At 68.4% G+C, this 11,380-nt stretch carries 13 protein-coding genes and 4 tRNA genes; 2 read left to right on the top strand and 15 right to left on the bottom strand.

Annotated elements, in window-relative coordinates; translation table 11 throughout:
• Positions 1–45: 45 nt before the first annotated feature.
• The 13 genes from rplL to QFZ27_RS14800 all read right to left on the bottom strand — a co-directional run bounded on the left by rplL (position 46) and on the right by QFZ27_RS14800 (position 8,363).
• Positions 46–420 (bottom strand): 50S ribosomal protein L7/L12, encoded by a 375-nt coding sequence (gene rplL / locus QFZ27_RS14860; RefSeq protein WP_429227165.1) that lies wholly within the window; start codon positions 418–420, stop codon positions 46–48.
• Positions 421–472: 52 nt separating this feature from the next.
• Positions 473–991: a 50S ribosomal protein L10 gene (rplJ, locus tag QFZ27_RS14855; RefSeq protein WP_429227164.1), complete on the bottom strand. Its 519-nt coding sequence runs from the start codon at positions 989–991 to the stop codon at positions 473–475.
• Between the two features lie 356 nt (positions 992–1,347).
• A complete protein-coding gene (rplA, locus tag QFZ27_RS14850) occupies positions 1,348–2,055 on the bottom strand; it encodes a 50S ribosomal protein L1 (RefSeq protein ID WP_429227163.1) in 708 nt (235 codons plus the stop codon).
• A gap of 5 nt (positions 2,056–2,060) precedes the next feature.
• The gene (gene rplK, locus QFZ27_RS14845; RefSeq protein ID WP_429227162.1) at positions 2,061–2,492 is read right to left on the bottom strand and encodes a 50S ribosomal protein L11; all 432 of its coding nucleotides are present in this window, start codon (positions 2,490–2,492) and stop codon (positions 2,061–2,063) included.
• A 148-nt stretch (positions 2,493–2,640) separates the two neighbouring features.
• A complete protein-coding gene (gene nusG, locus QFZ27_RS14840; RefSeq protein ID WP_429227161.1) occupies positions 2,641–3,174 on the bottom strand; it encodes a transcription termination/antitermination protein NusG in 534 nt (177 codons plus the stop codon).
• A 3-nt stretch (positions 3,175–3,177) separates the two neighbouring features.
• Positions 3,178–3,375 (bottom strand): preprotein translocase subunit SecE, encoded by a 198-nt coding sequence (gene secE, locus QFZ27_RS14835; RefSeq protein WP_429227160.1) that lies wholly within the window; start codon positions 3,373–3,375, stop codon positions 3,178–3,180.
• A 32-nt stretch (positions 3,376–3,407) separates the two neighbouring features.
• Positions 3,408–3,483: transfer RNA gene (locus tag QFZ27_RS14830), tRNA-Trp, on the bottom strand.
• The gene (gene pdxT, locus QFZ27_RS14825; RefSeq protein WP_429227159.1) at positions 3,474–4,229 is read right to left on the bottom strand and encodes a pyridoxal 5'-phosphate synthase glutaminase subunit PdxT; all 756 of its coding nucleotides are present in this window, start codon (positions 4,227–4,229) and stop codon (positions 3,474–3,476) included. The genes QFZ27_RS14830 and pdxT overlap by 10 nt, the downstream gene beginning before the upstream one ends.
• Positions 4,230–4,240: 11 nt before the next feature.
• Positions 4,241–5,173, bottom strand: a complete 933-nt coding sequence (pdxS, locus tag QFZ27_RS14820) for a pyridoxal 5'-phosphate synthase lyase subunit PdxS (RefSeq protein ID WP_429227158.1) — start codon at positions 5,171–5,173, stop codon at positions 4,241–4,243.
• 155 nt (positions 5,174–5,328) lie between these two features.
• Positions 5,329–6,807 carry a MocR-like pyridoxine biosynthesis transcription factor PdxR gene (gene pdxR, locus QFZ27_RS14815; protein WP_429227157.1) on the bottom strand — a complete coding sequence of 493 codons (1,479 nt, stop codon included), beginning with the start codon at positions 6,805–6,807 and terminating at the stop codon, positions 5,329–5,331.
• Positions 6,808–6,907: 100 nt separating this feature from the next.
• Entirely contained in the window at positions 6,908–8,098 is a 1,191-nt protein-coding gene (tuf, locus tag QFZ27_RS14810; protein ID WP_429227156.1) for an elongation factor Tu, read from the bottom strand.
• A 50-nt stretch (positions 8,099–8,148) separates the two neighbouring features.
• Positions 8,149–8,222 (bottom strand) — tRNA-Gly (locus tag QFZ27_RS14805).
• Between the two features lie 56 nt (positions 8,223–8,278).
• Positions 8,279–8,363, bottom strand: a tRNA-Tyr gene (locus tag QFZ27_RS14800).
• Positions 8,364–8,491: 128 nt separating this feature from the next.
• On the opposite strand from QFZ27_RS14800, the gene rlmB reads away from it, so the two are divergent.
• The gene (rlmB, locus tag QFZ27_RS14795; RefSeq protein WP_429227155.1) at positions 8,492–9,376 is read left to right on the top strand and encodes a 23S rRNA (guanosine(2251)-2'-O)-methyltransferase RlmB; all 885 of its coding nucleotides are present in this window, start codon (positions 8,492–8,494) and stop codon (positions 9,374–9,376) included.
• 131 nt (positions 9,377–9,507) lie between these two features.
• Here rlmB and QFZ27_RS14790 read toward each other — a convergent pair.
• A tRNA-Ile gene (locus QFZ27_RS14790) sits at positions 9,508–9,583 on the bottom strand.
• 91 nt (positions 9,584–9,674) lie between these two features.
• Positions 9,675–9,983 (bottom strand): hypothetical protein, encoded by a 309-nt coding sequence (locus tag QFZ27_RS14785; protein WP_429227154.1) that lies wholly within the window; start codon positions 9,981–9,983, stop codon positions 9,675–9,677.
• Positions 9,984–10,374: 391 nt separating this feature from the next.
• Here QFZ27_RS14785 and QFZ27_RS14780 point away from each other — a divergent pair, with 391 nt between their 5' ends.
• Positions 10,375–11,379 (top strand): ABC transporter substrate-binding protein, encoded by a 1,005-nt coding sequence (locus QFZ27_RS14780; protein ID WP_429227153.1) that lies wholly within the window; start codon positions 10,375–10,377, stop codon positions 11,377–11,379.
• Position 11,380: the final 1 nt, after the last annotated feature.

Below are 11,380 nucleotides of genomic sequence, written 5' to 3'. Positions count from 1 at the left end.
CGCCCGGACTACAACGACAAAACAGCCTGAAGTGCCACGCGGGTCTTACTTGACGTCGACCTTGGCGCCGGCTTCTTCGAGCTGCTTCCTGATCTTGGCGGCCTCGTCCTTCGACACGCCTTCCTTGACAGGCTTGGGCGCGCCCTCGACGAGGTCCTTGGCCTCCTTGAGGCCGAGGCCGGTGATCGCACGGACCTCCTTGATCACATTGATCTTCTTTTCGCCGGCTTCCGTCAGGATGACGTTGAACTCGGTCTGCTCTTCCGCCGGAGCGGCAGCAGCAGCGGCCGGAGCAGCCGCAGCCGCAACGGGAGCAGCGGCGGACACGCCCCACTTCTCCTCGAGCAGCTTCGACAGCTCGGCGGCCTCGAGGACCGTCAGGCTCGACAGATCGTCGACCAGCTTTGCAAGATCAGCCATTTCGTTCTCCTAAAACTTGGGTCTTCTGGGTACGGATTCAACAGGTGCGGCTCTATGCCGCCTCGTCCTTCTTGGCATAGGCCCCGAAGACGCGGGCGAGCTGCCCGGCCGGAGCCTGCAGAACACCGGCGATACGGGTCGCCGGAGTCTGGATCATGCCCACCAGCTTCGCGCGCAGCTCGTCGAGCGACGGCAGCGCAGCGAGAGCCTCGACACCCTTCTGATCGAGCAGCTGAGGACCGAGACCGCCGCCGATGATCTGCAGCTTCTCGTTCTTCTTGGCGTATTCGACCGCCACCTTCGCCGCCGCGACCGCGTCCTGGGAGAACGCGATGGCGGTCGGGCCGGTGAACAGATCGGCCAGATGCTCGAACTGGGTGCCCTGAAGGGCGATGCGGGCGAGCCGGTTCTTGGTCACGCGGAACGAGGCCCCCGCCGCGAGCATCTGCCGCCGGAGATCGGTCGACTCGGCCACCGTCATCCCGCCTTGGCGGGTGACGACGACCGTGTACGCCGTCCGGAACGACTCCTGCAGCGCGGCGATCTTCTCGGTCTTTTGTGTTCGGTTCACGGATCGCCTCCGTTGTCGGGATCCCGCCCCAGCCATTGCCGGAAGGGGACCCCAGTCCACACTGGACCGGTCCTTGGGCCCGCCCTCGAGATGAGGTTGGGTCCGGTGCCGATCCGCTCTCCTGTCCCAGAAGTCCAAGCCCCGCGCGGCGCCCGGGCCGAAGCCCGGCCGCCGCCGTTGATTGGGTTCGACTCCCGTCTATGCAGGTGGGTTTTAAGCGCCTCGCGACGCCCCTGCAGTCTCGGACAGGTTCGGGCAGGGCCGAGGCCCCACCCTGGCGTCGCCCGTCACCGGGCGACGTATCCCTAAAGCAGCGCCCTTCGGGCGCGCCGCCACCCTTACGGGCAGCGTATTCCTCAGGCGCCGGCGCCCTCGTGCAGCTTCGGCAGGTCCAGCTTGTAGCCCGGGCCCATGGTCGAGGTGACGGTCACCTTCTTCAGGTAGGTGCCCTTCGCCCCGCTGGGCTTGGCGCGCTGGATCGCCTCGACGAAGGCGCGGATGTTGCCGACCAGCGCCTCTTCCGTGAAGCTGGCCTTGCCGACGCCGGCATGGATGATGCCCGCCTTCTCGGCCCGGAACTCCACGGCGCCGCCCTTGGCGGCCTTGACCGCGCCGGCGACGTCCGGGGTGACTGTGCCGAGCTTGGGGTTCGGCATCAGGCCGCGCGGGCCCAGCACCTTACCGAGGCGACCGACCACACCCATCATGTCCGGGGTGGCGATGCAGCGGTCGAAATCCATCCGGCCTTCGAGGATCTCCTTGGCGAGATCGTCGGCGCCGACGATGTCGGCCCCGGCGGCCAGGGCCTGCTCGGCCTTGTCGGCGCGGGCGAACACCAGGACGCGGACGGTCTTGCCGGTGCCGTTCGGCAGCTGGACGACGCCGCGGACCATCTGGTCGGCGTGGCGCGGATCGACGCCGAGGTTCATCGCGATCTCGACGGTCTCGTCGAACTTCGCCGTGGCCGACGCCTTCAGCATCTTGACCGCCTGGGCCAGCTCGTAGGTCGCCTCGGGGTTCAGGCCCTTGGTGACGGCGCGCATGCGCTTGGAAATCTTGGCCATGCCGATTACTCCACCACCTCGATGCCCATCGATCGGGCGGAGCCCTTGATCATCTGGGCAGCCGCGTCGACGTCGTTCGCGTTGAGATCCTTCATCTTGATCTCGGCGATGTCGCGGATCTGCTTCATCGTGATCTTGCCGACCGTGGCGCCCTTGCCGGGCGTCTGGCTGCCCTTGTCGAGCCCCGCGGCCTTCTTGATGAAATAGGTGTTCGGCGGCGTCTTGGTGACGAAGGTGAACGTCCGATCGCCATAGGCCGTGATCACGACCGGGATCGGCATCCCCTTCTCGAGATTCTGGGTCAGCGCGTTGAACGCCTTGCAGAACTCCATGATGTTCAGACCGCGCTGGCCCAGCGCCGGACCGATCGGCGGCGATGGGTTGGCGGCGCCCGCGGGCACCTGCAGCTTGATCTGTCCTACGACCTTCTTTGCCATCTCATATCCCTCAACAACTGATCCCTCCGGCGGAACCGGAGGGATTGGGAAGCGCGGTCACGACCCCCGGAGGACTTCCCGGGAGGGTCTCCCGCACCGTTTCCCCGCGCCCTGGAGCGCGGGGTATCCGACGACGATCAGCGGACCGTCACGAAACTTTCTCGACCTGCGTGTACTCTAGCTCCACCGGAGTCGCACGGCCGAAGATCGAGACCGCGACCTTGAGCCGCGACCGCTCCTCGTCCACCTCTTCCACCACGCCGTTGAAGCTGGTGAAGGGACCGTCGGCCACGCGCACCGTCTCGCCGATCTCGAAGGTGATGGACGGCTTCGGCCGCTCCACGCCTTCCTGGACCTGCTGCATGATCCGCATCGCCTCGGTCTCGCTGATCGGGATCGGCTTGTTGCCGGACCCGAGGAAGCCGGTGACCTTCGGCGTGTTCTTGACCAGATGCCAGGCCCGGTCGGACAGCTCCATCTTGAGCAGCACATAGCCCGGGAAGAACTTGCGCTCGGTGTTGACCTTCTGGCCGCGGCGGATCTCGACGACCTCCTCGGTCGGCACCACGATCTGCTCGAAATGGTCGGACAGGCCCTTCTGGTCGGCCTGCTCGCGGATCGACTCCGCGACCTTCTTCTCGAAATTCGAATAGACGTGCAGCACGTACCAGCGCATCGCCATGGGTCAGCTCCCCATGCCGATGACGGAGGTCACCGCCCAGCCGGCGACCCAGTCGACCAGCAGGAAGAAGATCGACATGAGGGTGACGAACACGAACACCATGCCGGTGGTGATCGCGGTCTCCTTCCGTGTCGGCCAGGTGACCTTCGCGGTCTCCTGCCGGACCTGCCTGAAGAACTGGACGGGGCTGGTCTTGGCCATGTCTACCAATCAAATCGCCGGTCAGGCGGGCGTGGCAGGAGTGGAGGGTCTCGAACCCCCAGCCTTCGGTTTTGGAGACCGACGCTCTACCAATTGAGCTACACTCCTCCGGGGACCGCCCTGCCTTCAGGAACACGACGAGGCACGCTCGCCGCCCTGACCGCGGAGCGAACGGCCTTGTAGCGGAAGCGCCCGGCAGAATCAACACCCTGTTCGGAGGCGCCGTCGGATTTCTCGCAGGCCGCCCGCTCCGCCCCGCTTCCGGCGCCGGCCACGATGTCCAGGAACAGCCGGTGCACCCGCCGGTCGGCGGAGAGCTCGGGGTGGAAGGTCGCAGCCAAGAGCCGGCCCTGGCGCACCAGCACCGGGTCGCCGCCCCGCTCCGCCAGCACCTCGACGCCGGGGCCGATCGCGGCGATGCGCGGCGCCCGGATATAGACCGTCTCCAGCGGCCCGCCGGGCAGCGTGGTCGGGCTCTCCAGGATCGCCGAGTCGATCTGCCTTCCATAGGCGTTGCGCTCGACCGTGGCGTCGAGCGCGCCGAGGCTCGCCTGCTCCGGCCGCAGCACCCGGCGGGCCAGCAGGATGCAGCCGGCGCAGGTGCCGAACACCGGCATCGTCCGGGCGAAGCGGCCGAGCGCCTCGAACATCCCGTCGCGCGCCGCCAGCTTGAGCAGCGTGCTCGACTCGCCGCCCGGGATCACCAGCCCGGCGAGGGCGGCGAGATGGGCCGGCAGGCGCACCGGGACGGCCTCCGCCCCGGCCTCGCGCAGCGCCCTGGCATGGGCCTCGAAGTCGCCCTGCAGCGCCAGCACGCCGATGCGTGGCGTGCCGGCAGCGTCCGTCCACGCCATGGCCTCCCCGCTCACCATCCGCGGGTCTGCAGCATCTGGGCGGGGTCGAGCGCCGCCGCCGCCAGGCCCTTCATGGCGCCCTGGCACTCGGCGCTGGCCTCGGCCAGGATCGCCGCATCCTCGTAGTGGGTGGTGGCACGGACGATGGCGCGGGCGCGGCGTTCGGCCTCCTGCGGCTCGGCGAAGGACCGCGAATCCTGCATGAAGATGCCGGAGCCGACGAACACCGCCTCCGCCCCCAGCTGCCGCACCAGCGCGGCGTCGGCCGGGGTGGCGATGCCGCCGGCCGAGAAGTTCGGCACCGGCAGCCGGCCGGTCTCGGCCACCAGCCGCACCAGCTCGTACGGCGCGCCCAGCTCCTTGGCGGTGGCGTACAGCTCCTCCGGCCGCAGCACGGTCAGGCCGCGGATGTCCCGGCTGATCTGGCGCAGATGCTGCACCGCATGGACCACGTCGCCGGTGCCGGCCTCGCCCTTGGTGCGGATCATCGCCGCGCCCTCGGCGATCCGGCGCAGCGCCTCGCCCAGGTTGCGGGCGCCGCAGACGAAGGGGGTGGCGAAAGCCTGCTTGTCGACGTGGTGCGCCTCATCCGCCGGGGTCAGCACCTCGGATTCATCAATGAAGTCGACGCCGAGCGACTGCAGCACCTGGGCCTCGGCAAAGTGGCCGATGCGGCACTTGGCCATCACCGGGATCGACACCGTGCCCATGATCTCGCGGATCTTGACCGGCGAGGCCATGCGGGCGACGCCGCCCTCGGCCCGGATCTGCGCCGGCACCCGCTCCAGCGCCATCACCGCGACGGCACCGGCGCGCTCGGCGATCTCGGCCTGGCGCGCATCGGTGACATCCATGATGACGCCGCCCTTGAGCATCTCGGCCAGGCCGGTCTTCAGGCGCAGGGCCTGCGGGGAATGGGTTCCGTTGGTACCGTTGGCGGTCATGGGCTGTCTCCGAAGGAAGTGGCCTGAACGCTAGGCCGCCGGCACTGGTCGGAGAAGATCCACCAAACCGGCAATTTCATGGGGCCAGTTCGTCCACGGCTAGAACCAGCCTCCCGGTCGGTGGATTCAGATTTCTCCGGAAACAATGGGTCCAGTCAGGCTGCGCCGCCGCGGCGGAAGGACTGCACCACCTCGTGCAGCAGGGCGACGCCCCGGCGGATGTCCGGCTCCTCCAGCGCGGCGTAGCCCATCAGGAAGCCGGCGCCCGCATCCCGTTTCCCGGCGCCGGTCTCCGTCGGGACGATGCCGACCGAGCGCAGTGCCGCCGCCTCGGCGACGCTGCCGGCGAGGGCGGCCGGGATGTCGCGGAAGCGGACCACCAGATGCAGCCCGACCCTCGCCCCCTCGATCAGCACCGCGGCGCCGAAAGCCGACTGCAGCGCCGCCACCAGCGCATCGCGGCGGCGCTGGTTGCGGCGGCGGGTGCGGCGGATGTGGCGTTCGAAATGGCCGTCGCGGATGAGATGGGCGAACACCGCCTGGTCGAGCGAAGCGGTGTGCCGGTCGGTCAGCTGCTTGGCCCGCAGGAACGGCTCCACCAGCTCCGGCGGCAGCACCATGTAGCCGAGGCGCAGCCCGGGCGAGAGCACCTTGGACACGGTGCCGGAATAGATCACCAGCCCGGCACGGTCGAGCGCCTGCAGCGATTCGACCGGCCGGCCCTCGTAGCGGTACTCGCTGTCGTAATCGTCCTCGAACACATAGGTGCCGCCACGCTCGGCCCAGTCCAGGAGGGCCAGGCGGCGCGCCGCCGGCATCACCCCGCCGGTCGGGAACTGGTGGCCGGGGGTGACGTGGGCCAGCCGGGCCCCGGCCTCGGGCGGCGGCAGTTGGACGGTGTCGAGCCCGTCGGCATCGACCGGCACCGGTAGCAGCCGGGCGCCGATCGCCTCCACCGCCAGCCGGGCGCCGCTGTAGCCGGGATCCTCGACCACCACGGTGTCGCCGGGGTCGACCAGCACCCGCAGGGCCAGGTCCACCGCCTGCTGCGAGCCGTTGACGACCAGGATCTGCTCCGGCAGCGCCCGCACCGCCCGGGCCCGGGCGAGATAGTCGGACAGCGCGGCCCGCAGCTCCGGCAGGCCTTGCGGGTTCTCGTAGAGATAGGGCTTGCCGGCGCGGCGGCGGATCTCGCGCAGCAGCAGCCGGCGCCAGATGTCGGCCGGGAAGTCGGCGGCGCTGACGGTGCCGTAGTGGAAGCTGTAGCGCAGGCCGCCGCGGCGGGTCAGGCTGTCGATGTCGAGGCCACGCAGCCGCTCGCTGTAGCGCGACAGCCGGGGTGCGCGATGCGCCTCGGCCGGAATCGCGGCGGCCATGGGGCGTGGCGCGGGCCCGGCCGGCAGCGCCGCGCCGACGAAGGTGCCGGCGCCCGGCCGGCTTTCGAGATAGCCCTCGGCCAGCAGCTGCTCATAGGCCTGCAGCACGGTGTTTCGCGCGATCGCGAACTGATCGGCCAGAGCGCGGGAGGACGGCAGCCGGGTGCCCGGCGCCGCGTCGCCGCTCAGAATCGACGCCTTGAGCTGGTCGTAGAGCTGGGTCTGCAGCGGCGCGTCGCGGTCGAGACGGATCACCATGGGCCCATCTTAGACGACGAAAGGGCGGGGAGATCCCCGCCCTTCCGCATTGTCGCAATCGGATGCCGCATGCGCGACACCCGACTTACTTGATGCCGACTTACTTGATGATGGAGGCGACGACGCCGGCGCCGACGGTGCGGCCGCCTTCGCGGATGGCGAAGCGCAGGCCCTCATCCATGGCGATCGGCGCGATCAGCGTGACCTTCATCGAGATGTTGTCGCCCGGCATCACCATCTCGGTGCCTTCCGGCAGCTCCACCACTCCGGTCACATCCGTCGTCCGGAAGTAGAACTGCGGACGGTAGTTGGTGAAGAACGGCGTGTGACGGCCGCCCTCTTCCTTCGTCAGGATGTACGCCTCGGCCTTGAACTCGGTGTGCGGCGTGATCGAGCCCGGCTTGGCCAGAACCTGGCCGCGCTCGACCTCCTCGCGCTTGGTGCCGCGCAGCAGCGCGCCGACATTGTCGCCCGCCTCGCCCTGGTCCAAGAGCTTGCGGAACATCTCGACGCCGGTGCAGGTCGTCTTCACCGTCGGCTTCAGACCGACGATCTCGATTTCCTCACCCACCTTCACGATGCCGCGCTCGATCCGCCCCGTCACCACCGTGCCGCGGCCCGAGATCGAGAACACGTCCTCGATCGGCATCAGGAACGGCTTGTCCTTCGGACGCTCCGGCTGCGGGATGTACGCGTCCACCCGGGCCATCAGCTCCAGGATCGCGTCGTGGCCCAGCTTCTTGTCGCCGTCCTCCAGCGCCACCAGCGCCGAGCCCGGCACGATCGGAATGTCGTCGCCAGGGAAGTCGTACGAGCTCAGCAGCTCGCGCACCTCGAGCTCGACCAGCTCCAAGAGCTCCGGATCGTCGACCATGTCGACCTTGTTCAGGAACACCACCAGCGCCGGCACGCCGACCTGGCGGGCCAAGAGGATGTGCTCGCGGGTCTGCGGCATCGGGCCGTCGGCCGCCGACACCACCAGGATCGCGCCGTCCATCTGCGCCGCGCCCGTGATCATGTTCTTCACGTAGTCGGCGTGGCCCGGGCAGTCCACATGCGCGTAGTGACGGTTCGCCGTCTCGTACTCCACATGCGCCGTCGAGATCGTGATCCCGCGCGCCTTCTCTTCCGGCGCCTTGTCGATCTGGTCGTACGCCGTGAACGTCGCCCCGCCCGTCTCCGCAAGCACCTTCGTGATCGCCGCCGTCAGCGACGTCTTGCCATGGTCCACGTGACCGATCGTGCCGATGTTGCAGTGCGGCTTCGTCCGCTCAAACTTCGCCTTCGCCATTCTCTGGAAACCCTAATTCGTTCGCGGTTGGGACCTGTGGATCCTCGGACTGGAGCGGGTGAAGGGAATCGAACCCTCGTATTCAGCTTGGAAGGCTGCTGCTCTACCATTGAGCTACACCCGCCCGGTGGTCCGGGACGCGCCATGTCCTCGACCGTGACATCGAAGCCAAGCGGGCTTTGGTGGAGGGGGCTGGATTCGAACCAGCGTACGCTATGCGGGCAGATTTACAGTCTGCTGCCTTTAACCACTCGGCCACCCCTCCAAAGGGCTTCGCCGCACGGCTCGGCGAATGGCGGGGCGGAATATCGACATCCCTGCGCGGAAGTCAAGCATGCGTGATGCGAAAATCGTAAACTTGACCCCGCCCGCCTCACAGCGCACAGGACGGCGATGACCCGCACACCCCAGAACCGCCCGCCCCACCCCGCCGCGTCCCACGCCCCGCGGCCCAGCCCACACCAGGGCCAGCGCCCGGATCAGCGCGGCCCCGGCGGCCGCGCCCCCGACGGACGGCCGCCGGCGCGCGAGCCCGACCGCTACCTCTATGGCGTCCACGCCGCCGTCGCCGCGATCCTGAATCCGGAGCGGGAGATCACCCGGGTGCAATGCACCGAGGCCGGGTTGGCGAATCTGTCCGACGCGCTGGCACAGGCGGCCGAGGCCGGCATCGACCGCCCGGCGCCGGAGATCGTCGATCGCGCCCTGATGGACCGCTTCCTCAAAGGCGCCGTGCACCAGGGCATCGCGATCGAGGTCAAGCCGCTGGACGCGCCGGACATCGACGATCTCGGCCGCGAGGCGGAGCTGCGCGACGCGACGCAGGGGCGCAGCGTGGTGGTGGTGCTGGACCAGGTGACCGACCCGCACAACATCGGCGCCATCCTGCGCTCCGCCGCGGCGTTCGGCGCGCTGGCGGTGATCGTCACCGACCGCAACACGCCCGAGGTCACCGGGGTGATGGCCAAGGCGGCGTCGGGCGCGGTCGAGCACGTGGCCCTGACCCGGGTGAAGAACCTGGCCCGGGCCCTCGAATCGCTCGGCGAATGGGGCTTCCGCCGGATCGGCCTGGCCGAGGAGGGCGAGACGACCCTGGCCGAGGCGATGCAGGGCGACCGGGTGGCGCTGGTGCTGGGTGCCGAGGGCGAGGGTCTGCGCCACCTGACGCGCGAGACCTGCGACGTGCTGGCCAAATTGTCGACCCAGGGCCCGATCGGCAGCCTGAACGTCTCTAACGCCGCCGCCATCGCACTGTATGAGGCGGCACGGGGGAGTTGAGCGCAATGGAAGCGCAGAGGACGCCACACGCTGTCCGTCTTCGCTTTCGCCTCGCTGCCGCTACGCCGGACACTGCTTCGCTCTAACGGCCTCCGCGTGGCTGCGCCACGCGAAGCCCGAAGGGCGAAGCGTGGTGGGCCCGGCAGGATTCGAACCTGCGACAACACCGTTATGAGCGGCGGGTTCTAACCGCTGAACTACAGGCCCGTCCGGCGCCCTTCTAGCAAGCGGCGCCGGCGCGGGGAAGCCGATTGCGACGCCCGGCCGGGTGGGGATGGGCCGGGCGCCGCAGACCGGGCTACTGCGCCTTCTGCCCGCCGGCCATCATCTGCTTGATGATGCCGACGATCACCATCAGGACGCCGCCACCGACACCGCCGCCGACGATCTGGCCGATGATCGCGCCGATATCGAGACTGCCACCGGCCGCCGCAGCGCCGAGGCTGGGGACGATCGCCGTCAGGATCTGGCCGCCGATGCCGCCGCCGACGATGCCGGCAATGGAGTTGCCGACCGTGCCGAGGCTGTATTGCTTGACCGCGGCGCCGGCCACGTTGCCGCCGACCGCACCTGCTACGAGCTGGATGATCAACGTCACGATGTCCATCGGATCTCCTTCCGATCGATGGAGCGCCGTCGGGCGGTGCGGCGCAGAGGCAACCGACTGCCGAATCATCGGCACCGCACAAATAACGATGCGCCTCGACCCGCCTCGCCTCAAGAGATATTTGGGAATGGACAGAGACATCTTCCCCGCATTTGAAGAAGCCACCACATTACCGGCGAGCGATTTCGGCGATTCTATTGCCGGATATAAGCTTCGTTACAGAGTCGAACGGGATCGGTTCAGGATCGAGACGGGAGTCGAGGGCTGAGCCGGACGAGAATATTAACATTAATATAATGTTATATAACATATAACACAATCGAATTGGATTGATATTTTTGGCTTTCACCCAAATCTTCGTTCTATTGCCGCCCAGCCAGAGATCGCCGCCATGCGCCCCAGCCTGTCCCTCCTCGTCGTAGCCGCGACGCTGCTCGCCTTGGCCGCCCCGGCGCAGGCCGAGACCGAGACGCTGCGGATCGCGCAGCAATTCGGCATCTCCTACCTGCCGATGATCGTGGCCAAGCAGCAGAAGCTGATCGAGGCGGCGGTCACCGAGGCCGGGCTGCCGGCGCCGGAGATCGAGTGGATCCAGGTCAGCGGCGGCGCGGCGATGAACGAGGCGCTGCTGTCCGGCAGCCTGGACGTTGCCGCGGCCGGGGCGCCGCCGGCGATCACGCTGTGGGCCAAGACCCGCGGCTCGATCGACGTCAAGGGCATCGCCGCGCTGGGGTCGATGCCGATCTACCTGACCACCAGCAACCCGCAGGTGAAGACGCTGGCCGACTTCACCGACCAGGACCGGATCGCGTTGCCGGCGGTGAAGGTCGGGTTCCAGGCGGTGCTGCTGCAGATGGCGGCGGCCCAGGCCTTCGGCGAGGACCAGGCGACCAGGCTGGACGACCTGACCGTCAGCATGGCGCATCCGGACGCGACCGCGGCACTGTTGTCCGGCAGCTCGGAGGTCACCGCGAATTTCGGCGCGCCGCCGTTCCAGAACCAGCAGCTGCAGGATTCGAAGATCCATCGGGTGCTGAGCAGCTTCGACGTGCTGGGCGGGCCGCACACCTTCAACGTGATCTACGCGACCGGCGCATTCTATGCCGAGAACCCGAAGACGGTGGCGGCGATCGTCACCGCGCTGGACCGCGCCGACCAGTTCATCCAGGCCCATCCGGCCGAGGCCGCCAAGCTGTACATCGCGGCGGAATCCTCGAAGCTGCCGGAGCCCTTCGTCGAGGCGCTGATCACCGCCGCCGACACGCGCTACACCGTGGCGCCCGAGAACATCCTGAAGTTCGTCGAGTTCCAGCACCGCATCGGCCAGATCAAGACCACCACGACCGACTGGCGCGACCTGTTCTTCCCGCCGCTGCACGACCGCCAGGGCAGCTGAG

Source organism: Inquilinus ginsengisoli, assembly GCF_050434925.1.
GTDB lineage: Bacteria > Pseudomonadota > Alphaproteobacteria > DSM-16000 > Inquilinaceae > Inquilinus > Inquilinus ginsengisoli_B.
This window is presented reverse-complemented; position numbering and strand designations above follow the sequence as displayed.